Origin of the sequence: Mesoterricola silvestris (assembly GCF_030295405.1) — a bacterium.
GTDB lineage: Bacteria > Acidobacteriota > Holophagae > Holophagales > Holophagaceae > Mesoterricola > Mesoterricola silvestris.
This window is the reverse complement of record NZ_AP027080.1, coordinates 4,951,288-4,974,603: the sequence shown is the minus strand read 5'-3', so window position 1 is coordinate 4,974,603 and position 23,316 is coordinate 4,951,288. Positions and strand designations below refer to the sequence as shown.

Genomic DNA, 23,316 nt, shown 5'->3' with positions numbered 1-23,316 from the left:
GAGTGAACACAACCATTTGTAAAATTAAATCATTCGCTTTCCCGGAAGGTCACCTTGTTGATCTCGGCCAGGGTGGTGACGCCCTGGCGCACCTTTTCCACGGCGCTTTCCCGGAGGCTCTGCATGCCGTAGTTCCGGGCGGCGGTCTTGATCTCGCGGATGGAGGCCCGGCGCGTGATGAGTTCGCGCAGTTCGTCGTTCAGGCCCATGAATTCGATGATGGCCTGGCGGCCGCGGAAGCCGGTGCCGCTGCACTCGATGCAGCCCACCTTGTCGTAGAAGGTGGCGGTGCGGGCCCAGGCCTCGGTGAGGCCGTTCTCCTTGAGCTCCTGGGGCCCCGGGGCATCCATGGGGCGCTTGCACTTGGTGCAGAGGGTGCGCACCAGGCGCTGGGCCAGGATGCAGTTCAGGGCGGAGACGAAGTTGTAGACCTCCACGCCCATGTGCTGGAAGCGGCTCAGCACGTCCAGGGTGTGGTTGGCGTGCACGGTGGTGAACACCAGGTGGCCGGTGAGGGCGGACTGGATGGCGATCTGGGCGGTCTCGGAATCGCGGATCTCGCCCACGAGGATCTTGTCCGGATCGTGGCGCAGGATGGAGCGCAGGCCCACGGCGAAGGTGAGGCCCTTCTTCTCGTTGACCGGGATCTGGGTGACGCCCTCCAGCTGGTACTCCACCGGGTCCTCGATGGTGATCAGCTTGTCCTCGGGGCTGCGGATCTCGCTGAGGACGGCGTACAGCGTGGTGGTCTTGCCGCTGCCGGTGGGGCCCGTGACCAGGAACATGCCGTAGGGCTCCCGGGCGAAGCGGCGCAGGCGGGTCAGCTCCGCGGGGGAGAAGCCCAGGATGTCCAGGCTGAGGCTCTTGAACTCCTCGCTGAGGTTCTCCTTGTCCAGGATGCGGATGACGGAGTCCTCGCCGTGGATGGTGGGCATGATGCTCACGCGGAAGTCGATGGCACGGCCCCGGACCTTGAGCTTGAAGCGCCCGTCCTGGGGCTTGCGCTTCTCGGCGATGTCCAGCTCGGACATGACCTTGATGCGGCTGATGATGGGGGAGGCGAAACGGCGGTCGATGGGGTCGGCGGCGGCGTAGAGGCTGCCGTCGATGCGGTACTTGATCTGGAACCCGCTGCTGGTGGTCTCCAGGTGGATGTCCGAGGCGCGGCGCTGGAGGGCGTTGAAGATGGTGGTGTCCACCAGGCGGATGATGGGCGCCTCCTCCTTGTCGGTGAGGTTCTCCAGGTCCAGGACGTCCTCGTCGATGTCCTCCTCCCGGAGCACCTGGACCCGGAGGGCCTCGCCGGCCTCCTCCAGGACCTTCTGGCCCGATTCCGATTTCTTCAGCACCACCTGGATCTGGGCGAAGGGGGCCGCCGCGAAGCGCAGGGGGCGCTTGAGGTGCATGCGGAGGAGATCCTGGGCCACCACGTCCAGGGGATCGGCCATGGCCAGCCAGAGGGCGCCGTCCCGCTCGTGCACCGGGACAAATCGATGTTTCAACATCAAATCCAGGGGGATCGCTTGGAAAAGGGCGAAATCCACCGGTTCCCGGGTGAGGTCCAGGGTGGGGTAGAGGGAGGCCGGGCGGTACTCGGTCTTGGTAAGTTCCTCTGTTGCCAGGACGGCGGTCATTTCGCTGGCGAGAAGGGGACTTCCGGGGTCGGATGGGGGGGCGGGAGGGGGTACCATGCCTAATAGTGGGTCGATTTGGTCGGGGGTTCAAAGGGTCTTATTGACTTAATTCCTCGGGTATCCTTCATTGACCAGCCTTGGGCCCAGATACCACAATGGAAATCCTAACGACCGCTCCCCCGGGAGGTGCCATGCGCAGTTATGTTCCAGTCTTATTGCTGATACTGGTCGCCATCGCTTTGCCGGTGGTGATCTGGGGCATTTCCAGAGTCGTACGTCCGCATATACCCACCGCCGCCAAGTATTCGACCTACGAGTGCGGAATCAAGACCGTCGCGGAGGCCCGGGAGAAGTTCTCGGTGCGTTATTACTTGGTGGCGGTGATGTTCCTGGTGTTCGACGTGGAAACGGTCTTTCTCATGCCCTGGGCCATCCAGATGAAGGAACTCGCCGTCTTCGGCCTCGTGGAGATGGGTATCTTCCTGTTCCTGCTTCTCTTCGGTTACGGGTACATCTGGTCCAAAGGAGCCCTCACATGGGAATGATGAATCAACCCTCGGCCTTGGAGAACATCCTCATCACCACCAAGGTAGAGAAGGTCATCAACTGGTCCCGCGCCACCAGCGTGTGGCCCATGACCTTCGGGCTGGCCTGCTGCGCCATCGAGATGATGGCCGCCGGGGCCGCGCGCTTCGACTTCGACCGGTTCGGCTGCGGCATCTTCCGGGCCTCCCCCCGGCAGGCGGACCTCATGATCGTGGCCGGCACCGTCACCTACAAGATGGCGCCCATCATCAAGCAGCTCTACGACCAGATGCCCGAGCCCAAGTGGGTGATCGCCATGGGCAGCTGCGCAACGGCCGGCGGGCCCTTCGACAGCTACCACACCATCCAGGGGGTGGACAAGGTGGTTCCCGTGGACGTGTACATCCCCGGATGCCCGCCCCGGCCCGAGGGGCTCCTGTACGGGTTCATGAAGCTCCAGGACAAGATCATGGCGAGCAGCATGGCTGACCGCTACAAGGAAATCTTCGAGGCGGTGGGCTAGCCATGGCAATCATCAAAGTCTGGATCGACGAAGGCTGTATCGTCTGCAACGCCTGCGAGGCGGAGTGCGCGGACGTTTTCCATGTCACGGACGATACCTGCGTGATCAACGCGGCCGTGCGGACGGATGGCCAGACCACCGAGAACCGGGCCGAGAAGGCGCCCCTCAAGGCGGACCTGCAGAAGAGCCTGGAGGCCGGCATCGTCGCCGCGGCCGCCGGGTGCCCCGTGACCGTCATCAAGTTCGAGCAGGTGGCCGAGGCCGCGACGGAGGCTCCGGTCTCCGAAGCCCCGGCCCCCGCGCCTCCCGCTCCGGAAGCGCCGGCCGCCAAGGCGCCGGAGCCGGTGAAGGCGCCGGAGCCCGTGAAGGTGCCCGAGCCCGTGAAGATTCCGGAGCCGGTTGTCGTGAAGGCGCCCGAGGCCCCCGCCGTTCCGGAGGCGCCCGCCGCCTACGTCTACGATCTCAAGGCCGCGCCCAACCGGCAGGTGGTGATGCCCAAGACGGTGCCCCTGCCCAGCCTGAAGACCTACCAGGAGGAGCAGGCCGCCCTGGCCGCCGCCGACGAGGCCAAGTGGAAGAAGACCCTCGCGGACTACGAGACCGCCAAGGCCAAGGCCGAGGCCGAGGGCAAGGACGCCCCCAAGGCGCCCGTGCGTCCCGTGCCCAAGCCCGACGCCAACGACATGAAGTTCCCCGCGCCCACGGCGCCCGCGGATCCCGATCTCCTGAAGATCATGGAGGTCCTCGGCGACAAGGTGGAGGAGGCCTTCCAGCAGGGCGGCGAAATGACCGTCCAGCTCCACCGGGACGCCCTCCGGGAGGCCCTGGAGCTCTGCCGGGAGGATCCGGCGCTGCGCTACGAGATGCTCGCGGACGAGACGGCGACCCATTATCCGGCGGCCCAGGGCTGGGCCTTCGCGGTGGTCTACCACCTCACCAGCATCCGCCGGCACAAGCGCCTGCGCCTGCGCATCCTGGTGCCCGAGGGCTACGAGCCCGCCAGCGCCGTTCCCGTCTACCCCACGGCCAACTGGCTGGAGCGGGAGATCTGGGACATGCTGGGCATCCGCTTCCAGGGCCATCCCGACATGACCCGCATCCTCTGCCCCGAGGACTGGGAGGGCCACGCCCTCCGCAAGGAATATCCGACCCCCGGCCTCGGCCAGCGGGACATCGATTTCCGCGAGGACCGGAGCGGCGTGCTGATGCGCCTCGCGATGGAGAAGGCCGGGAACCTGGGCATCAACCTCCATCCGCCCAAAGCTGAATAGGAGTTCCTTGTGTTCAAGAACGAGGAGATGGAAATCAATATGGGACCGCAGCACCCGTCCACGCACGGGGTGTTGCGCCTGAAGCTCAAGCTGGACGGCGAGATCGTCACCAAGTGCACGCCCTGCATCGGCTACCTTCACCGGGGCGTGGAGAAGATCTGCGAGAACAAGAGCTTCTTCCAGGGACAGGTGTGGACGGACCGCATGGACTACACGTCCGCCATCGCCAACAACCTGGGCTGGGCGGAGTCCATCGAGAAGCTCTTCGGGATCACGGTGCCCCGGCGGGCCACGTACATCCGCACGATGCTCAACGAGTTCAACCGGCTGGCCTCCCACCTCATCTGGCTGGCCACCCACGGGCTCGACATCGGCGCCATGACGGTCTTCATCTACACCTTCCGCGAGCGGGAGGCGATCCTGGACATCTTCGACGCCTTCTGCGGTTCCCGGCTCACCACCACGGCCTTCCGCATCGGCGGGCTGCGGGAGGACCTCCCCCCCGGGTTCGAGAAGCTGGTCCGGAACTTCCTGGCGAAGTTCCCGGACTGCATCAACGAATATGAGACCCTGCTCACCGAAAACCGCATCTGGAAGAAGCGCACCGTCGGCATCGGCCTGCTCAAGGCCGAGGACGCCATCGCCATGGGCGTCACGGGACCGGTGCTGAGGGCCGCCGGGGTGTCCTACGACATCCGCAAGGCCTTCCCCTACGCGGCCTACTCCGAGATGGACTTCGAGGTGCCCACCCGCACCGAGGCGGATACCTACGCGCGGTATCTCGTGCGCCTGGAGGAAATGCGCCAGAGCACGCGGATCATCCAGCAGTGCATCGACGGGCTTCCGGAAGGACCGGTCATGGCCAAGCTTCCCAAGGTGCTCCGCTCCGAGGTGAACGAGGTCTACCACCCCACCGAGGCCCCCAAGGGCGAGCTGGGCTACTACCTGGTGGGGGAGAAGGGGTCCCTGAACCCCTACCGCTTCCACGTGCGGGCCCCGGGCTTCATCAACCTCCAGGCCCTGCCCATGATGATCGAGGGCGGGCTGGTGGCCGACGTGATCGCCACGATCGGAACGCTTGACGTGGTCCTGGGAGAGATCGACCGATGAACGCAACCCCCGAGCTGACCCTCCTCCAGACCTGCCTGATGGCCGTGATCCAGGCCGTGTGCGTGGTCCTCTTCATCTTCATCATCGTGCCGCTCACCATCTACGCGGAACGCAAGGTGCTGGGCCACGCCCAGGACCGCCTGGGCGCCACCCGCATCGCGGGCCACCGGGTGGGCCTCACGGGCTGGCTGAACCGCGGCATGTGGCGCATGGGCAAGGTGCCCTTCCTGTCCTACTGGCGCGGCCTGCCCATGCTGGTGGGCGACATCGCCAAGCTGTTCCTGAAGGAGGACATCGTCCCCACCAAGGCGGACCGGGCCATCTTCCTGGTGGCGCCCGCGCTTTCCCTGATCGCGTCGGTGGTGGTCTTCGCCGCCGTCAGCTTCTACCCCGGGGCGCTGTTCACCTTCCCGAAGTTCGTGCCGATCCTGGGCGGGGTGCCCTTCAACGGCTTCATCACCGACATGAACGTGGGCCTGCTGTTCATCCTGGGCATCGCCTCGGTGGGCGTCTACGGCATCGTGCTGGGCGCCTGGGCCTCCAATTCCAAGTACCCCCTGCTGGGCGGCCTCCGCTCGGGCGCGCAGATCGTCAGCTACGAGGTGCCGCTGACCCTGAGCCTCCTGGTGCCCGTGGTCCTCACCGGGACCCTGAACTTCAACGAGATGACCCGCAAGCTGGCCCTGGAGACCTCCCCCCTGGCCGCGCCGCTCATGGCGGTGGGCTTCCTGGTGTACTTCACCTGCGGCTTCGCCGAGACGAACCGCATGCCCTTCGATATGCCCGAGGCCGAGAACGAACTGGTGGCGGGCTTCCACACGGAGTACTCGGGCATGCGCTTCGGGTTCTTCTACCTGGCCGAATACATCAACATGGTGGTCGTTTCGGCCCTGGCCAGCGCGTTCTTCCTGGGCGGGCCCTACCTGGCGCCCTTCGGGCTGCACCGCTTCATCCAGAACCTTCCGCTGGTGGGCGGGCCCAACGCCCTTTGGTACGTCGGGAAGATGATCCTCCTGCTGTTCGTCTTCATCTGGGTGCGCGGGACCATTCCCCGCTACCGGTACGACCAGGTCATGGCAGTGGCGTGGAAATATCTGATTCCTTTCACGCTTGTCCTTGTGGTGCTGGCCGCGGCCGTGCGCTACGCGGCCTAGGGGAGTGAGTATGCGAAAGTTCCTCAAGACATTGATCCCGGTGGACATCTTCAAGGGGATGAAGCTCACGGGCACGCACTTCGCGAAGGTGTTCTCCACCGCCAACCGGCGCAAGGTGAAGATGCACGTCACGGACGAGTACCCGGAGGTGCCCGTGAAGCTGGCGCCCCGGTTCCGGGGGCGGCTCACCATGCTCAAGGACGAGCAGGGCGAGATCAAGTGCGTGTGCTGCCTGGCCTGCGAGAAGATCTGCCCCACCCAGGTGATCACCATCGAGAGCGGCAAGAAGGAGGGGCGCAAGACGAAGATCCCCACCCGCTACGATTTCGAGATGGAACGCTGCATCTTCTGCGAGTTCTGCGTGGAGAGCTGCGGGTTCGATTCCATCATCCTTAACCACCAGTTCGAACTGGCGGCCTACAACCGCGAGGACTTCTCCATCGGCATGCTGGGCCAGTCCCAGAACATGTTCGGGCTGACCCCGGTCGGCAAGTTCTCCTATTCGGACGAGGACTGAACCATGGTCGAAACCTTCCTGGCCTTCATCGGGCGCAACCTGTTCCTGGTCTTCGGCCTCATGGCCGTGGGCGGGGCGCTGGCGCTGGTCTTCTCCAAGAACGCGGTGCACAGCGTGGTGGGCTTCCTCTTCGCCATGCTCTCCATCGCGGGATGCTACCTCTGCATGAGCGCCGAGTTCCTGGCGGTGGCCCAGCTCCTGGTCTACGCCGGGGGCATCGTGGTGCTCTTCCTCTTCGTGGTCATGCTGGTGGAGATGACCAAGTACAAGGAAAAGGGCCTGTTCCAGTCCCAGACGCCCTACGCGCTGGTGGCGGTGGCCATCGGGGCGGCGGCCATCGTGGGGGTGTTCGTGAGCACCTGGTTCCCCAGGAGCGCGGCCGTGGCCCTCACCCTGGACCCGGACCTCGCCCGGGGGCTGGACGTGGCCCGGGACAACTCCCAGGCCGTGAGCCGCGGGCTCTTCGCGGGCTACCTGCTGCCCTTCGAGATCCTCTCGGTGATCCTGCTGGTGGCCCTGGTGGGCGCCGTGACGCTGGCCAAGAAGGAAAGGGTGTAGACCATGGCATCCATGAACACGGTCCTCTTCATCTCCTTCCTGCTGTTCTCGGTGGGCGTGGCGGGCGTTCTCGTCCGGCGCAACGCCCTGGTGATCCTCATGTGCGTGGAGCTCATGCTCAACGCCGCCAACCTGAACCTCGTGGCCTTCGCGCGCCACGCGGGCACGGTGGCGGGACAGGCCTTCGCCCTGCTGGTGATGGGCCTGGCCGCGGCGGAGGTGGCCATCGGCCTGGCGCTGGTGGTGGCCCTCTACCGCAAGAAGGACACCATCCAGGTGGACCAGATCAACCTCCTCAAGGGCTGAGAATGACCATTCCTCCGATGACTTCGATCCAGGTGAACGCATGATCATGGAACACGCAGCGCTGAGCACGCCCCTCCACAGTCCCGTGCTCTGGCTCATCCCCTTCCTGCCGCTGTTCGGCGCCATCCTCAACGGCGCCACGGGGCGATCGCTGAAGAACAACAAGGTGGTGGACCTCATCGCCCTGGGTTCGGTGGCGGCGTCCTTCCTGCTGGTGTGCTACACCTTCGTCCAGCTCATGGGCATGGCGCCCGCGAACCGGTCCGTGACCCAGACGGTGTGGACCTGGCTGAGCCTGGGCGACGCCCAGGTGCTGGGCGGGCTCACCACCAACACCATGGCCTGGGCCTACAAGGTGGATCCCCTTTCGGCCTGCATGGGCCTTCTGGTGACCGGGGTGGGCTTCCTCATCCACCTGTTCTCCACGGGGTACATGGCCGATGAGCGCAAGAGCGGCGAGTACTACCGCTTCATGGCCTACCTGAACCTCTTCATCTTCTCCATGCTCAACCTGGTGCTGGGCGCGAACATGATCATCATGTTCCTGGGCTGGGAAGGGGTGGGGCTCTGCAGCTACCTGCTGATCGGGTTCTACTTCGACCGCGAGTACGCGGCGGTGGCGGGCAAGAAGGCCTTCGTCACCAACCGCATCGGCGACTTCGGGTTCCTCATCGGGTTCTTCCTGATCTTCATGATCTACGGCTCGGTGGACTTCGACACGCTCATGGGCATGACCCGGGAGATCCTGGCGCGGCCCGAGATCACGCTCTTCGGCATCTCCCACGCCCCCACCTGGTGGTTCAACCTCATCGGCTGCTGCCTGTTCCTGGGCGCCTGCGGCAAGAGCGCCCAGATCCCCCTCTACGTCTGGCTTCCGGACGCCATGGCGGGCCCGACCCCGGTGAGCGCCCTGATCCACGCGGCCACCATGGTGACCTCGGGCCTCTACATGATCGCCCGGCTCAACTTCATCTACATCAACGCTCCCGTGGCGCTCTCCCTGGTGCTCTTCATCGGCGCCCTCACGGCGCTGGTGGCGGCCAGCATGGGCCTGGCCCAGTACGACATCAAGAAGGTGCTGGCCTACTCCACGGTGAGCCAGCTGGGCTTCATGTTCATGGGCATGGGCGCGGGGGCCTTCTCCGCGGGCATGTTCCACGTGTTCACCCACGCCTTCTTCAAGGCCGCCCTCTTCCTCGGATCGGGCTCGGTGATCCTGGCCTGCCACCACGAGCAGGACATGCGCAACATGGGCGGGCTGAGGAAATACATGCCCTGGACCTTCGCGTCCATGGGCATCGCCACCCTGGCCATCGCGGGCATCTTCCCCTTCTCGGGCTTCTTCTCCAAGGACGAGATCCTGTGGAAGGTGTTCGAGGGATGGTTCGCGGGCGGCACCTACCAGGGCTCCACCCTGAACCTGGTGGCCTGGTGCATGGGCATGGTCGCGGCCTTCATGACCGCCTTCTACATGGTCCGGCTCATGGCCATGACCTTCTTCGGGGAGTACCGGGGGGCGGGGCATGACCCCCACCACCTCACCGTGCCCTCGGAAGTCCACCACGCCGCCGACGACCATGCGGGTCACGGCCACGACGATCACGCCGGCCACGACTCCCACGGCTCCCACGGCCATACCCCCACGGAGGTGCCCTGGAACATGTGGCTCCCCGTGGCCCTGCTGGCGCTGCTGGCCTTGGTGGGCGGCTTCCTGAACATCCCCCACAGCCTCCACTGGATCGGCAGCGGGCACTTCAGCGAATGGATCGCGCCGCTGCTCTTCCAGGCCCATGCCCACGAGGCCCACGAGGCCATCCCGGCCATGGAGTACATCCTCATGTTCGTGGCCACCGTGATCTGGGCCCCGGCCGCCATGGGGCTGGCCTGGTGGTTCTACGGCGCGGATCCCACCTGGTCCAAGCCCAGGGCCTTCGTGAAGCGCTTCCCCGAACTGTTCGAGTGGGTGAACGCCAAGTACTACATCGACGAATTCTACGAAGCCGCCTTCATCGGGCCCTGCAAGCAGCTGGGAGCCCAGCTCTGGGCCTTCGACACCTGGGCGGTGGACGGCATGGTGAACGGCGCCGCGCGGTTCACCCTCCTCAGCAGCCACGCCCTGCACTGGTTCGACGCCCGGATCATCGACGGCCTCGTGAACCTGGTGGCGTGGGTGCTCCAGCAGATCGCCGGCGGCTTCCGGAAGCTCCAGAGCGGCCGGGTGCAGAACTACGCCTTCGTCATGTTCCTGGGCTTCCTGGTCTTCGCCTTCTGGAAGTTCCTGGCCTGAATCCCTTCTCCCCCTTGAATCCGCTGTTGGACCTTTAAGACGCTCCCTGGAGTTCCCATGATCCCCTGGTACCAAAACCTCCCGTTGTGGGTCACCATCCTTCCCCTCCTGGGGGCCCTCTTCCTCCTCTTCGTGCCGAAGGAGAGCCGGCGGACCTTCGAGTTGGGGGCCCTCGCCTTCACGGTGGCCGACTTCCTCCTGAGCCTCCCGCTCTGGTTCCAGTACGACCGCTCCTCCGCGGCGGTGCAGTGGGCCTTCTCCTGCGACTGGATCCCGAGCATCGGGGTGAAGTTCAGCATCGGCATGGACGGCATCAGCCTGGTGCTGCTGCTGCTCACCACGCTCCTGGGCTTCATCGTGGTGTGGTGCTCGTTCACCTCCGTCCTGGAGCGCCACAAGGAGTACTACATCTGGCTGCTGGTCATGCAGTTCAGCATGCTGGGGGTCTTCATCACCCAGGACATGTTCCAGTTCTACCTCTTCTGGGAACTGATGCTGGTGCCCATGTACTTCCTGATCGCCATCTGGGGCGGGCCCCAGAAGCTCTACGCGGCCATCAAGCTCTTCCTCTACACCCTGGCGGGCTCGGTGCTGATGCTGGTGGCCATCCTGGCCATCTACTTCCTCCAGTTCAAGACCACGGGCCAGTACGACATGTCCATCGCCTCCTTCCAGGCCATGGCCTCCACGGTCGCCCAGCAGTCCCACACCTTCCAGACCCTCCTGGCGGTGGCCTTCTTCCTGGGCTTCGCCATCAAGGTGCCCATGTTCCCCTTCCACACCTGGTTGCCTGACGCCCACGTGGAGGCCCCCACCGCGGGCTCCGTGGTCCTGGCCGGCGTGCTGCTGAAGATGGGGACCTACGGCTTCCTGCGCTTCCTGCTCCCCATCGCCCCGGACGCCACCAAGGAGCTGATGCCCTGGTTCATGACCCTGGCGATCATCGGCGTCATCTACGGCGCGCTGGTGGCCATGATCCAGAAGGACATGAAGAAGCTCGTGGCCTACTCCTCCGTGAGCCACCTGGGCCTGTGCATGCTGGGCATCTTCGCCCTGAACCCCAACGGCATCACCGGCGGCATCCTCCAGATGCTCAACCACGGCATCTCCACCTCCGCGCTCTTCCTCATCGTGGGCATCGTCTACGAGCGGCGCCACACCCGCCTCATCGCGGAATACGGCGGCCTGTCCAAGACCATGCCCATCTACGCCACGGTCTTCATGATCATGACCATGAGCAGCATCGGGCTCCCGGGCCTCAACGGCTTCATCGGGGAGTTCGCCATCCTGCAGGGCGCCTTCCAGGCCGCCCCCTGGATCGCGGTGGCCGCCACCACGGGCATCATCCTGGGCGCCGCCTACATGCTCTGGCTCTACCAGCGCGCCATGTTCGGGCCCATCAGCGAGACCAACACCAAGATGGCCGACCTGAACCCGCGGGAGATCGCCTACTTCGTGCCCCTCCTCATCGCCGCCTTCTGGATCGGCCTCTATCCCAAGCCCCTCCTGGCCGTCCTGGACAAGCCGGTGGAGAAGCTGGTGACCCAGGTGAACCCCTCCTTCTACAAGCTCCAGCCCCTCACCGCCGCCCAGCGGGAGGCCGCCAAGCGCGGCATGGCGGCCATGGCCGCCCCGGCCCACGCGGAGGGCGCCGCCGAGGGACACGCCGAACCCAGCCACGGAGGGGGTGAATAATGTCCTTCGCCGCCGGATTGTGGGGGACCCTGGCCCGGGACCTTCCGCTCATCTACCCGCAGCTCCTCATCCTGGTAGCCGCCACGGTCATGCTGTGGCCGGGCGACATGTTCGTGCCCAAGGGCGGCAAGGGCCAGTGGGCCGCCTTGACGGTCATCGTGCTCCTGGCCGCGGCCTTCCTCGTGAGCCGGACGCCCAATGCCCAGGGGTTCTCCCGCATGTTCCAGGTGGACGGCATCACCCGGGGCTTCCAGTACCTCTGCCTGGCCGCGGGCGTCATCACCGTGCTCCTCAGCCAGCTGCAGCTGGATCTCCACAAGGACCAGTCCGTGGAGTACTACGCCCTGATCCTCTACTCGGTGACGGGCATGCTCTTCCTGGTGGGGGCCACGGACCTGGTGTCCCTCTACTTCTCCCTGGAGCTCATGGCGCTGTGCATCTACATCCTGGTGGCGTACTTCCGCACCCAGGAGCGGAGCATCGAGGCGGGGGTGAAGTACTTCCTGCTGGGGGCCTTCTCCAGCGGCATCCTCCTGTTCGGCATCAGCCTCCTGTTCGCCGCCACGGGCGGGGTCACCACGAACCTCGCGGACCTGAGCGAGAAGCTGGCGATCGTGCCCATGTCCAGCAACCTGCTGGTCTTCCTCGGGATCCTCATGGTCCTGGTGGGCTTCTGCTTCAAGGTGGCGGCGGTGCCCTTCCACATGTGGAGCCCGGACGCCTATGACGGGGCCCCCACGGCCATCACCGCGTTCATGTCCATGGCGCCCAAGGCGGCCTCCCTGGCGGCCTTCGCCCGGGTCTTCGGCTCGGGCTTCGGCAGCCTCCACAGCGAGTGGATGGCGCCTCTGGCCTTCGTGGCGGGGGCCAGCATGGTCCTGGGCAACATCGCCGCCCTCCGGCAGCAGACCATGAAGCGCCTGCTGGCCTATTCCAGCATCGCCCACGTGGGCTACATGCTGCTGGGCGTCCTCAGCTCCAACGTCCCCGGCGGGGTGCAGGCCATCTGGCTCTACATGCTCACCTATCTGTTCATGCAGAGCGGCGCCTTCGGCATCGTCATCTACCTCCAGGGCAAGGGGGAGGGGGAGCGCATCGAGGACTTCCGGGGCCTTTCCCGCACCCGGCCGGTGCTTGCCTTCGCCATGATGGTCATCCTGCTGAGCCTGGCGGGCATTCCGCCCCTGGTGGGCTTCTTCAGCAAGTTCTACCTGTTCAAGCTCGCCATCGAGCAGGGGCATGTGACCCTCACGGTCATCGCCCTGCTCACCAGCGCCGTGGCGGCCTACTACTACCTGGCGGTGGTGGCGGCGATGTACTTCAAGGAGCCCGCCGACGCCGAGGTCCGGCCCGTGGGCGGCATCACCCGCCTGGTGGTGGGCCTCTCCTGCGCCCTGGTGCTGGTGGGGACCCTCTTCGGAGCCTACCTCCTGGACTGGGCCGGAACGATCCTCTAGCCGGGTTTTCCTTCATCGCCGGCGGTTTCCCCCCTGGGGAACCGCCGGCGATGGCCGTTACAATGGGTGTCAATCGACCGGAAGCGGGTGACGGCATGCTGTTCCAGCGCAAGGAGAAGGGGGTGGACCCCCGGGAGCGCGCCCTGTGGGGCGACCTCATGGGCCTGGGCATGGTGTTTCCCATCGCCATCGTCCTGGGCTTCTTCCTGGGGCGCTGGATCGGGGGGTTCTTCGGGCACCCCCGGGCCGGCATGTGGGTGGGCCTGGTTTGGGGCGTGGCCACCGGCTTCTGGGAGCTCTACAAGACGACGGTGCGCCTGGACCGCTACGACGAGGCCGAACGCAAGCGCAAGGACGATTCCCATGGCGGCTGAGGACGGGGGCGCCCACCACCTGGTGCGCATCAACCGCATCCAGCTGGCCCTGGTGCCCCTGGGTGCGGCGGGCTGGGGGGGGCTGAGGTCCTGGAGGGCGGCCCTGGTGTTCGCGGCGGGGGGGGCGGCCAGCCTCCTGTTCTGGGCCCTGCACCGGTGGGTGGTGAACGGCATGCTGACCCCTTCCGTGAGGCGGCGGTGGCTCTTCGGGTTCCTGGTCCTGGCCAAACTGGCGTTGATCGTGCTTCTCCTGCGTGGGATGATGGTCTGCTTCCCTTCGGAAGTCCTACCCTTCGTCACCGGAATCCTCCTGTTCAGCGTTTCCATCGTGCTGGAAGCGTTATGGTTGATCTTCCGGCCCGACTGAGCACCCGAGGTCCCCACCATGGAACACCATGCGTCCTTTCTCGCGGTCCTGCTGACCAACCTCCTGGGGCTGGCCAGGCATCCGTGGCCCTCCTTCGCCCACGGCGCGCCCCTGTCGGTGCTGGAGCGCTACGACCACCTCCTCATCTCCGTCCTGGCGGCCCTGGTGACGGTCGTCCTGGTGCTCCTGGTGCGGGCGAAGATGGTGCGGGTGCCGGGCCCCCTGCAGCAGACCATGGAGTACCTGGTGAGCTTCGTGCGCACCCTCGTGGCGGACAACGTGGCGCACCACCCGGACCGCTACGTGCCCCTGGTGGGCACCCTGGGCGTCTTCATCCTGCTGAACAACCTCTTCGGCCTCATCCCGGGCCTGGGCTCGGGCACGGCCAACTACAACGTGACCCTGGGCTGCGCCCTGGTGGTGTTCCTCTACTACAACTTCCACGGCATGCGCGAGCACGGGGTGGGCAAGTACCTGGGCCACTTCGCGGGTCCCGTGTGGTTCCTGTGGATCCTCATGTGGCCCCTGGAGATCCTGGGCCTGTTCAGCCGGATCCTGAGCCACAGCCTGCGCCTTTTCGGCAACATCGCGGGCGAGCACGTGGTCACCGGCATCTTCTTCGGCCTGGCCCCCCTGGTGGTGCCCGTGCCCCTCATGGTCATGGGCCTCTTCTTCGGCCTGATCCAGACCTTCGTGTTCATCATGCTGGCCACGATCTACGTGTCCGGCGCCGTGGCGCACGAGCACTAGCCCCGTTTCCCACCGGACGTCGGGATTCCGAACCCCGCGTCCCCCTTTTCGAGGTTTCCCATGAAGAAGTTCCTCACCACCGCCTTCCTGTTCACCCTGGCCGTGGCCGCCTTCGCCCAGGTCCCCGGCGCCCCCGCCCCCGGCATCTTCGAAGGCAAGTTCCTGGCCCACATCGCCCTCGCCATCGCGGCCGCCGGCTGCGGCATGGCCCAGGGCAAGGCCGTGGTCGCCGCCTGCGAGGGCATCGCCCGCAATCCCCAGGCCGCCGGCAACATCCGCACCACCATGATCATCGGCCTGGCCCTCATCGAGGCCCTGGTGATCTACGTGCTCGTGGCCGCCTTCGCCGTCAAGTAGTCCCGCCCGTCCCGGAACGGGGCTCCGGCCCCGTTCCGGCAGTTTTCCAAGAATCAGCCTTTTCCATCGATTTTTTCGCAGTACAATCCTTCCGGCAGGCTACCCCGGATATTCGAATATGTGACGCAGGAGGCACCATGTTGAACATCCAGACCCGCCAGGAAGGAAACGCTTCGGTCGTTACCATCCAAGGCAAGGTCAATTTCGAGGTGACGGCCCAGCTGCGGGACGTGATCCGGGACACCGTGACCACGCTCCAGCCCAAGCTGCTGGTCATCAACCTCGAGGCCGTTTCCTTCATCGATTCCTCGGGACTGGGCCTTCTGGTGGCGGCCCGGAACAGCGTGGACAAGAACAACGGCAAGCTCCACCTGTGCGCCCTTCCGCCCCAGGTCAAGAAGACCTTCGACCAGACCAACCTCACGAACTACTTCTCCATCTTCACCACGGAGCAGGACGCGCTGCGCGGGGCCTGAAGCATGCAAAAAGGCGTCGTGCTGGTCGTCGATGACGAAGCCCCCATCCGGGATATCCTCAGCTTCTACCTCAAGCGCGCCGGCTACACCGTTCTCCTGGCGGAGAACGGCCGGGTGGCCCTGGACGAAATGGCCAAGGTCCAGCCCGATCTCATCCTTTCGGACCTCCGCATGCCGGAGATGGCCGGGGATGAGCTCTGCCAGGCGGTGAAGGGGAACCCCCGCACCCGGGACACCTTCTTCGTGCTGGTGTCGGCCCTGGACGGCACGGCCTCCAAGATCGGCGGCCTGAACCTCGGCGCCGACGACATGATCTCCAAGCCCTTCCACGCCCAGGAGGTGATGGCCAAGGTGGAGTCCGCCTTCCGCATCATCGGGATGCAGAAGGAGATCAAGCGCCAGAACCTGGAGCTGACGCGGTTCCAGGAGCGCATGACGGCCGAGCTGAGCCTGGCGGCGCGCCTGCAGGTGGGCCTGCTGCCCCCCATTCCGGGGCAGGCGGGCCCCATCCGCTACACCCACCGCTACCTGCCCGCCGAGGGCATCGGCGGGGACATCTACGCCATCCTCAACCTCCCCGACGACAGCGTGGCCCTCATGATCGCCGATGTGAGCGGGCACGGGGTGACCGCCGCGCTCATCTCCGCCATGGTCAAGACCTGCTTCGAGAACCAGGTGCGCTTCGGGGACGGGCCCCTGGCCTGGGCCCAGGCCATGAACCGGGACCTGGCCCGCAGCACCCTCTCCGAGCAGTTCGCCACCGCCTTCCTGGCGCGCCTGGACCCGGCCTCCGACACCCTCCAGTACGTCGCCGCCGGCCACGTGGCCCCCATGCTCATTTCCCAGGGCGCCTCCGGCGGCCCCCGGGTTCCCACCGTCCTGGGCGAACGGGGCTTCATGCTGGGCATCGAGGAGGGCCTGCGCTTCCACCAGCAGACCTGCCCCTTCCTGCGGGGCGACCGCCTCATCGTCTACACCGACGGCCTCGTGGAGGTGGAGCGGGAGGACCGTTCCTTCCTGGGCGACGAGGGCCTCCTGGAAATCTGCTCCGACCTCCCCGCCGACGAGGAGGAGGCCGCCGACCACATCGTCCACCGCGCCATCGCCTTCAACGAATCCACCCCCTTCTCCGACGACGTAACGCTGGTGGTGCTGGACAGGCCCTGAGGCGGGGTCGTCGCGCGTGTCCCGGACTCGCGCCCCGGTTCGTAGACGCAGGCAAGCTGCGTCTACGGACTACTCACGTTCAAGGGCGCGGCGTGGGTGTTGCCACGCTCCGGCTTCGGGGAGCAGGGAGGCACCCTGGACGGCCGGGCTCCCCGGAAAGGCCTATTCCCCTTGGACCCGCTTCAAGGGGACCTTTGCGGCCCACCGTCCCGCGCCGACGTTGATCAGCAAACTGACGTCGGCGCCTGCGAACCTTCAGGCCGACCCCTTGAAGCGGGTCCAAGGGACATAGGCCATCCCGGGGATCCTCCACGGCCAAGCCCGCAAAACGTAGAACGAAGCTGGAGCGTGGCAACACCCACACCGCGCCCCTGAACGTGAGCTCTCCGTAGACGCAGCTTGCCTGCGTCTACGAAACGGGGCGAAGGTCCGGGACACGGGCGTCGATCCCGCCGGGGCTCAGAGTTCTGCGAGGGTGAGCCGGATGCCTTCCTCGAGTTCGGTCATGGGGCGGGTGTAGCCGGCGGCGCGGAGGGTGGTGAGGTCGGCCTGGGTGAAGCTCTGGTACTTTCCGGTGAGTTCGGGGGGGAAGGGGATGTAGTCGATGCGGCCCTGGCCCAGGTGGGCGATGAGGGTGCGGGCGATGGCGTTGAAGCTGCGGGCCTTGCCGGTGCCGGCGTTGAGGATGGCCTTGGTGAGGGGGGCCTGGGCGAAGTGGAGGCCGATGTCCACGATGTCGCCCACGAAGACGAAGTCCCGCACCTGCTCGCCGTCGCCGTAGCCGTCGGTGCCCGCGAAGAGGCGGCAGACGCCCTCCTGGCGCAGCTGGCGCAGGAGCTGGTGCAGCACGGACATCATGCGGCCCTTGTGATCCTCCCGGGGGCCGTAGACGTTGAAGTAGCGCAGGCCCACCACGGTGCTGCGCACCTGGGGGAGGATGTGGCGCACGTGCTGGTCGAACAGGAGCTTGGAATAGCCGTAGACGTTGAGGGGGCGCTCGTTGGCGGGATCCGGGACGAAGACGGGGCCGGGGCCGTAGGTGGCGGCGCTGGAGGCGTACACGAAGGGGATGGACTTGGAGAGCGCGTAGTGGAGGAGGGCCTTGGAATCCCCGAAGTTGTTCTCCAGCATGTAGCGGCCGTCGCCGCCCATGGTGTCGGAGCAGGCGCCGTTGTGGAGGATGGCGTCCGCCTGGAGGTCGAAGGTGCCCGCGTCCAGCCGCGCGCGGAAGGCCCGCTTGTCCATGTAGTCCTGGATGACCAGGTTGGAGAGGTTACGGAACTTCTCGGAGCGCTCCAGGTTGTCCACGACCAGGATATCGGTGCGGCCCCGCCTGTTGAGCTCCTTGACGACGTTGCTGCCGATGAATCCGGCTCCTCCGGTAACGATGATCACGGGGTCCTCCTTTTTCGATTATCGCTCAGCCGTCCCGCTCGGGGCTGGAATCCCCGAACCGGGCCATCCACGCGGGGCCGACCTCGGCCAGGAGCATGGCGCCCAGGATGATGCCGCCCCCCGCCAACTGGAGGGGGGAGAGCCGCTCCCGGATGCCGGGGACCCACCCGGTCATGGCCAGGAGGGCCGTGAACACCGGTTCCAGGGAGTAGAGGATGGCGGCCTCGGTGCTGCCCAGGTGGGCCTGGAGGGTGGACATGAGGTAGAAGGCCAGGGACGTGGCCAGGATGCCCAGGTAGCCCAGGGCCAGCCACACCCCCGGGGCGGCCAGGGCCTGGCGGGCGCCCTGGAATCCGTGGGGGGCGGGGAGGAAGGCGGTGATGGCGCAGGAAACCACGGCGATGGTCGCCACCTGCATGAAGGCCAGGACCCATCCGTTGGAACGCCGGGAGAAGATGCCGGTGAAGGCGATGTGGAACCCGCAGCCCACGGCGCACACCAGGGTCATGGAATCCCCGCGGTTCCAGCCGCCGAAGCTGACGCCGGGGGTGTGCACCAGCAGGAAGAGCCCGCCGGTGGCCACCAGGGCGCCCAGGCCGTGGGCGATCTTCAGGCGGTGGCCCAGCATCACGCTGGCCATGGGGGTGAAGAGCACGTAGAGGCCGGTGATGAACCCGGACTTGGTGGTGGTGGTGGTTTCAAGGCCGCTGGCCTGGAGCCAGAAGATGGCGGTGAGGATGAGGCCCAGCCAGAGGCCGTCGGTCACCGAGCGGCGGTCCACAGGCACGCGCAGGGCCAGGAGGAGGATGCCCAGGCAGGAGGCGCCCAGGAGGAAGCGGAGCGTGAGCATGGCCCCCACGCTGAGACCGGCCTGGAGGGCGTACTTCATCCCGGCGAAGCTGGCGCCCCACACCACGGCGATCAGGAGCGTCCCCACCACGGCGGACGTGTGCTTGAGACCCTTGGTATCCGGCACGGCGTCAGCGCAGGGAGGCGGCGACGCGGATCTCGACTTCCGGCTGGTCGGGGCTGTCGGTGGTCAGGATGACCTTTTCGCTGTACATGCCGGCCTTGGCGTTGGCGGCCAGGATCACCTGCAGGTCCTGGTGGGACGCGGCGCCCTTGCCCGCGCCCTCCACCCGGATGACCGGGTTCGTGGTGCGCGCGGAAAGGACGCGGAAGGGCTTGCCATCCACCTGCTTGAGGACGACCTTGCTCCGCAGCTCCCTCCCGGCCGGCTCCACCCAGGCCACCCGCCCGGGCTCGGCCACCACGGAGGCCCGGAGCTCCCACTGGACGGTGAGGTTGATGAGGGCGGCCCGGGGGTTGTCGGTCTTCACCACCACCGCGTCGGTGCCGGAGGTGCGGGAGGCGGGGATGCGGGATCCGTCCACGAGGATGTCCACCCAGGCGTCGTTGCCTTCGGCGCGGGCCGAGCCGTGCAGGTAGGGGGCGCCGGGAGCCTTGACCTCGGTGACGCGCACGGGCTTGCCGTTGCCGGAAACGAGCCGCACCGAGGCCTTCCGGGGGGAGGTGCGCAGGACGTCCTGGAAGAAGACCGCCTCGGTGGAGGGCATGATCTCCCGGAGCAGCTCGGCTTCGAAGGTGAGGTCCACGGTGGGGTTGGCGGGGTCGTTGGACACCACCTGGATGGATTTGTGCACCGTGCCCCGGAAGCCCGCGGGGTTGAAGGTGGCCTCCACCTCCGTGCTCTGGCCCGGATTGAGGGTCCACTGGCCGATGACGGTGGATGTGCAGCCGCAGGAAGGATTGAGCCTGCTTATGTTGAGGGGGGCATTGCCCTTGTTGCTGATGCGGAAGCGGTGCACCGCCTTGGCGTCGCCGTACAGCTTGCCGAAGTCGAAGTGGGGCTGGTCCACGGAGATGACTGGCGCCTGGGCCATGCACAGGGCAGGGACCAACAGGCTGGAAAGGATGGAGCGCATGGCGTACCTCGAACGAACCTTATTATTCTATGCGGAAACCAGGTCCATGAGGGTCTTCCAGGCCCGGTCGGGGCCGATTCCGGCCAGGCACGGATGGCCGTCCACGGTGCACAGGGGCTTGAAACAGGGGGCGCAGGGGATCCCGTCCAGGCGGATGCCGGCGGTGCGGGGACCCCAGGGGGTGCTGCCGCCGGGGTCGGTGGCCCCGTAGAGCGCCAGGGTGGGGGTGGAGCAGGCGGCAGCCAGGTGGCTCAGGCCCGAGTCGTTGCCCAGGGCGCCCCGGGCGCCGCGGAGCCAGGCGGCGGCCTCCACCAGGGAGGTGCGGCCGCAGAGGTTGTGGGTGGCGTCCTGGGCCACGAAGTCGCAGACCTCCCGCTCGTCGGGGGTCCCCAGGACGGCCACGGCGAAGCCTTCCCGGCGGGCCAGGCGCGCGAGCTCGCGGAAGTGCTCGCGGGGCCAGGCCTTGGAAGGCCAGGTGGAGCCGGGCATGAGGCAGACGTAGGGCTCCGCGGGCAGGTCCACCCGCACCGCCGGGGCGTAATCGGCGTAGGGCATGGGCGGCAGGCCGGGCCAACGTCTCGCCAGCACGGCGTGGTAGCGCTCCAGGAAGGGGCCCTGGGCATCCCAGAAGGGGCCGCTGTGGGTGTTGAAGAAGCCCGCCAGGCTCTCGTCCACGCCGATGCGCTCGGGAACCCGGGCAAGCCAGGCCGCCAGGGCGGGGCGCAGGGATTTGGGGAAATGCACGCAGCGGGCGGCGCGGTGCTTGCGCAGGAGGGCGGCCATGGCCCAAGGGCCGGGCTTGCCCTGGTCGGGCACCACGGCGTCGGCCAGCTCGTGGCCCTCCACCAGGGACACCGCGGGGTTGGGGCCCCACACCACGATGGGGCCGGCGCCCACGGCGCGCAGGACCCGGAGCACCGGAAGCTGCATGGCCGCGTCCCCCACGAAGCGGGGGAAGCGCACCCAGGTGGCGCCCTGGGGGATCATGCGGGCTCCCGCAGGCGGGCGAGATGGGGCAGCAGGGCGGCCGGGTCCAGGCGATCCATGCCACCCTGGAGGTCGGCCTCGGGGCCGGGATACTGGAGCACCTGCACCCGCCGGCCCAGGGGGGTCCAGCGGCTGGGGCCGCGGTTGGAGCTGAGCCCCATGAGGGCGAGGACCGGAACGTCCAGGGCGGCGGCCAGCTGGGTGGGCCCGGTGGAGGGGCCCAGGAAGGCGTCGCAGGCCGCGATGCGGCCCAGGAGGCCCCGCAGGTCGGTGGGGTCGAGGGGGGAGTCCTCCGGGGGGGCGAGGATCACGGGGTGCCACCCGCCGGCGCTCAGAACGGGCAGGGCCCGGGCCCACCAGGCTTCGGAGGGGAAGGCCGAGGAGCCCGAACTGCGGGTGGCGATGCCCAGCAGCGGCCGGGGCAGGGCGGCGAATTCGGCCCGGCCCCGTTCCCGTTCCTCCGGGCCGAGGCGGATCCGGGGCGGCGGGGGAAGGCCGCCGTCCCAGCCCCAGGGCCGGAGGAAGTCCAGGACGTTCTGGGCCTCGTGGCGGCCGGTGCCGTTGCGGCCCCGCCACAGGAGGTGGGTGGCGTCCAGGATCTGGCGGCCCCGGCACCGGGCGACCCGCACCGGGACGCCGGCGGCCTTGGCCGCGGTGATGACGGCGGTGTCCCGGTGGCCGAGGTTGAGCACGGCGTCGGGGGCCACGGCGCGCAGGAGGGCCACCAGGTCGGTGCCGTCCTCCCGCAGGTGCACGCCGGGGAGGCCCTGCAGGAGCGGGGCCGCGTAGGGGCGCACCAGCCAGTGCACCTCGGCCCCGGGCATGCGGGAGAGGATCCGCTCCATCACGGGGAGCGAGATGACCACATCGCCGAGGGCGTCCGTCCTGCCGAGAAGAAAGCGCATGATTGGATGGTTCCTCATTCCCCAGGGCAGGTCAACGCTGAGATACTGGCCCCCAGCCCCCCGCCTCCTGAAAAGCGAACCCATGCGTCCTTCCATCCCCCCCAAAACCATTCTGCTGGTCGAGGATGAAGCCAGTTTCCGGGAGGTCCTGGAAATGGGTCTGGCCCCCCAGGGCTTCGAGACGGTGGCCGCCGCGGGGCTGGCCGAGGCCCGGGCCGCGCTGGAGGGGCGGCCCTTCGACGCGGTGGTCTCGGATCTCCGGCTCAAGGACGGCAGCGGCATCGATCTGCTGAACTGGGTCAAGGAGCGGGACCTGGAGGTCCCCGTGGTGATCATGACGGCCTTCGCCACCACCGAGACCACGGTGCGGGCCCTCAACCTGGGGGCGGTGGATTTCCTCACCAAGACCAAGAACGATATCCAGGAACTCACCAAGGTGCTCAAGGGGATCTTCGCGGTCTCGGTCTCCCCCGGGCCCGAGGTGCGCGATATCGGGGACCTGGTGGGCGTGGGTCCCACCATCCGGAAGGTCCAGGCCCTGGTGGGGAAGATCGCCCGGGCCGACACCACGGTGCTGATCACGGGGGAGAGCGGCACCGGCAAGGAGATCGTCGCCCGGCTCGTGCACCGCTATTCCGACCGGGCCAAGGGCCCCTTCGTGCCCGTGAACTGCGGGGCCCTGCCGGAGGCGCTGCTGGAATCCGAGCTCTTCGGGTACGAGAAGGGGGCCTTCACGGGCGCCAATCTCACGAAGCGGGGCCTCTTCGAGGAGGCCGAGGGGGGCGTCATCTTCCTGGACGAGATCGGGGAGATCCCCCTGCCCCTGCAGGTCAAGCTCCTGCGGGTGCTCCAGGAGCGGCGCATCCGGCGGGTGGGGGCCAACGAGGAGCGGGCGGTGGACGTGCGCGTCATCGGCGCCACCAACCGGGACCTGCGGGACCGGGCCGCGAAGGGGCTCTTCCGGCAGGACCTGTACTACCGGCTGAACATCCTGCACATCGAACTGCCGCCCCTGCGGGAGAGGCAGGAGGACCTGCCGGTGCTGGTGGAGCACTTCCTGGCCAAGTTCTGCCGGAAGCTCAACAAGCCCCCCATGGGGCTCGGGGAGGAGGCCATGGCGGTGCTGCGGCGCTGCCGGTTCCCCGGGAACGTGCGGGAGCTCGAGAACCTCATGGAACGGTGCGTCGCCCTGAATTCGGGCGGACCCATCGGGGTGGACCTCTTCCCCGACGACCTCATGACGGGAGGTCCCCGGGCGGCGGGGGCCTTGGAAATTCCCGCGGGCGGATTTGATCTGGAGGGCTATCTGGGCGCCCTGAAGGGGCACTTCATGTTCCGGGCCCTGGAGCGGGCGGAGGGAAACAAGACCAAGGCTGCCCGGCTCCTTGGCATGAGCTTTCGGGCCTACCGATACTGGCTGCAGGAAATGGGCCCAAAGGGGACGCAGCCGCCGCCCTTCCCGGTGCCCGAATCCTTCCCCCCGGCCGAGGCCCCGGAAGGTGAGAACAAGGGCGACATTCCCAACGATTTCTTGTAAAATCTCCCATCTGTGGCA

The 23,316-nt window shown here is 67.1% G+C and carries 24 protein-coding genes; 18 read left to right on the top strand and 6 right to left on the bottom strand.

The genetic code is table 11. The features are described 5' to 3' along the window. Positions 1–29: 29 nt before the first annotated feature. Positions 30–1,634, bottom strand: a complete 1,605-nt coding sequence (locus R2J76_RS21410) for a GspE/PulE family protein (protein WP_316413706.1) — start codon at positions 1,632–1,634, stop codon at positions 30–32. Between the two features lie 191 nt (positions 1,635–1,825). Here R2J76_RS21410 and R2J76_RS21405 point away from each other — a divergent pair, with 191 nt between their 5' ends. The 17 genes from R2J76_RS21405 to R2J76_RS21325 all read left to right on the top strand — a co-directional run bounded on the left by R2J76_RS21405 (position 1,826) and on the right by R2J76_RS21325 (position 16,528). Further along, positions 1,826–2,179, top strand: coding sequence for an NADH-quinone oxidoreductase subunit A (locus R2J76_RS21405; RefSeq protein WP_316413705.1), 354 nt, complete (start codon positions 1,826–1,828; stop codon positions 2,177–2,179). Beyond that, on the top strand, positions 2,179–2,682 hold the full coding sequence (locus R2J76_RS21400) for an NADH-quinone oxidoreductase subunit B (protein ID WP_394366855.1): 504 nt from the start codon (positions 2,179–2,181) through the stop codon (positions 2,680–2,682). The genes R2J76_RS21405 and R2J76_RS21400 overlap by 1 nt, the downstream gene beginning before the upstream one ends. Positions 2,683–2,684: 2 nt before the next feature. Beyond that, the gene (locus R2J76_RS21395; RefSeq protein ID WP_316413704.1) at positions 2,685–3,953 is read left to right on the top strand and encodes an NADH-quinone oxidoreductase subunit C; all 1,269 of its coding nucleotides are present in this window, start codon (positions 2,685–2,687) and stop codon (positions 3,951–3,953) included. Positions 3,954–3,962: 9 nt separating this feature from the next. Continuing rightward, positions 3,963–5,063: an NADH-quinone oxidoreductase subunit D gene (locus tag R2J76_RS21390; protein WP_316413702.1), complete on the top strand. Its 1,101-nt coding sequence runs from the start codon at positions 3,963–3,965 to the stop codon at positions 5,061–5,063. Further along, on the top strand, positions 5,060–6,217 hold the full coding sequence (locus R2J76_RS21385; RefSeq protein WP_316413701.1) for a complex I subunit 1/NuoH family protein: 1,158 nt from the start codon (positions 5,060–5,062) through the stop codon (positions 6,215–6,217). Before R2J76_RS21390 ends, R2J76_RS21385 begins: the two co-directional genes overlap by 4 nt. A gap of 10 nt (positions 6,218–6,227) precedes the next feature. Then, entirely contained in the window at positions 6,228–6,734 is a 507-nt protein-coding gene (locus R2J76_RS21380; RefSeq protein WP_316413700.1) for a NuoI/complex I 23 kDa subunit family protein, read from the top strand. A gap of 3 nt (positions 6,735–6,737) precedes the next feature. Then, on the top strand, positions 6,738–7,292 hold the full coding sequence (locus R2J76_RS21375; protein WP_316413699.1) for an NADH-quinone oxidoreductase subunit J family protein: 555 nt from the start codon (positions 6,738–6,740) through the stop codon (positions 7,290–7,292). A gap of 3 nt (positions 7,293–7,295) precedes the next feature. Further along, complete coding sequence (gene nuoK / locus R2J76_RS21370) at positions 7,296–7,598, top strand: NADH-quinone oxidoreductase subunit NuoK (RefSeq protein ID WP_306598299.1); 303 nt, start codon at positions 7,296–7,298, stop codon at positions 7,596–7,598. Positions 7,599–7,638: 40 nt separating this feature from the next. Then, positions 7,639–9,885 (top strand): NADH-quinone oxidoreductase subunit L, encoded by a 2,247-nt coding sequence (gene nuoL, locus R2J76_RS21365; protein ID WP_316413698.1) that lies wholly within the window; start codon positions 7,639–7,641, stop codon positions 9,883–9,885. A gap of 57 nt (positions 9,886–9,942) precedes the next feature. Next, complete coding sequence (locus tag R2J76_RS21360) at positions 9,943–11,580, top strand: complex I subunit 4 family protein (protein WP_316413697.1); 1,638 nt, start codon at positions 9,943–9,945, stop codon at positions 11,578–11,580. Further along, positions 11,580–13,037: an NADH-quinone oxidoreductase subunit N gene (locus R2J76_RS21355; RefSeq protein WP_316413696.1), complete on the top strand. Its 1,458-nt coding sequence runs from the start codon at positions 11,580–11,582 to the stop codon at positions 13,035–13,037. Before R2J76_RS21360 ends, R2J76_RS21355 begins: the two co-directional genes overlap by 1 nt. A gap of 95 nt (positions 13,038–13,132) precedes the next feature. Continuing rightward, positions 13,133–13,411, top strand: a complete 279-nt coding sequence (locus tag R2J76_RS21350; protein WP_316413694.1) for an AtpZ/AtpI family protein — start codon at positions 13,133–13,135, stop codon at positions 13,409–13,411. Continuing rightward, positions 13,401–13,778: an ATP synthase subunit I gene (locus tag R2J76_RS21345; protein WP_316413693.1), complete on the top strand. Its 378-nt coding sequence runs from the start codon at positions 13,401–13,403 to the stop codon at positions 13,776–13,778. Before R2J76_RS21350 ends, R2J76_RS21345 begins: the two co-directional genes overlap by 11 nt. Before the next feature lie 18 nt (positions 13,779–13,796). After that, the gene (atpB, locus tag R2J76_RS21340; protein ID WP_316413691.1) at positions 13,797–14,528 is read left to right on the top strand and encodes a F0F1 ATP synthase subunit A; all 732 of its coding nucleotides are present in this window, start codon (positions 13,797–13,799) and stop codon (positions 14,526–14,528) included. A gap of 60 nt (positions 14,529–14,588) precedes the next feature. After that, a complete protein-coding gene (locus tag R2J76_RS21335; protein ID WP_316413690.1) occupies positions 14,589–14,885 on the top strand; it encodes an ATP synthase F0 subunit C in 297 nt (98 codons plus the stop codon). A 137-nt stretch (positions 14,886–15,022) separates the two neighbouring features. After that, positions 15,023–15,361, top strand: a complete 339-nt coding sequence (locus tag R2J76_RS21330) for an anti-sigma factor antagonist (protein WP_316413689.1) — start codon at positions 15,023–15,025, stop codon at positions 15,359–15,361. Positions 15,362–15,364: 3 nt separating this feature from the next. Further along, positions 15,365–16,528: a PP2C family protein-serine/threonine phosphatase gene (locus tag R2J76_RS21325; protein ID WP_316413688.1), complete on the top strand. Its 1,164-nt coding sequence runs from the start codon at positions 15,365–15,367 to the stop codon at positions 16,526–16,528. A 459-nt stretch (positions 16,529–16,987) separates the two neighbouring features. Here R2J76_RS21325 and rfaD read toward each other — a convergent pair whose 3' ends face one another. From rfaD to R2J76_RS21300, 5 genes are read right to left on the bottom strand one after another with little or no spacing between them, the layout of a single operon-like run. After that, a complete protein-coding gene (gene rfaD, locus R2J76_RS21320) occupies positions 16,988–17,923 on the bottom strand; it encodes an ADP-glyceromanno-heptose 6-epimerase (protein WP_316413687.1) in 936 nt (311 codons plus the stop codon). Positions 17,924–17,948: 25 nt separating this feature from the next. Beyond that, positions 17,949–18,899, bottom strand: a complete 951-nt coding sequence (locus R2J76_RS21315) for a DMT family transporter (RefSeq protein ID WP_316413686.1) — start codon at positions 18,897–18,899, stop codon at positions 17,949–17,951. A 4-nt stretch (positions 18,900–18,903) separates the two neighbouring features. Continuing rightward, complete coding sequence (locus tag R2J76_RS21310; RefSeq protein ID WP_316413685.1) at positions 18,904–19,869, bottom strand: DUF1573 domain-containing protein; 966 nt, start codon at positions 19,867–19,869, stop codon at positions 18,904–18,906. A gap of 27 nt (positions 19,870–19,896) precedes the next feature. Next, a complete protein-coding gene (locus tag R2J76_RS21305; protein WP_316413684.1) occupies positions 19,897–20,856 on the bottom strand; it encodes a glycosyltransferase family 9 protein in 960 nt (319 codons plus the stop codon). Further along, positions 20,853–21,761, bottom strand: a complete 909-nt coding sequence (locus R2J76_RS21300; RefSeq protein WP_316413683.1) for a glycosyltransferase family 9 protein — start codon at positions 21,759–21,761, stop codon at positions 20,853–20,855. Before R2J76_RS21300 ends, R2J76_RS21305 begins: the two co-directional genes overlap by 4 nt. Between R2J76_RS21300 and R2J76_RS21295 the strand changes: the two genes are divergently transcribed. Then, a complete protein-coding gene (locus tag R2J76_RS21295; protein ID WP_316413682.1) occupies positions 21,679–23,298 on the top strand; it encodes a sigma-54-dependent transcriptional regulator in 1,620 nt (539 codons plus the stop codon). The genes R2J76_RS21300 and R2J76_RS21295 overlap by 83 nt on opposite strands. Positions 23,299–23,316 lie beyond the last annotated feature (18 nt).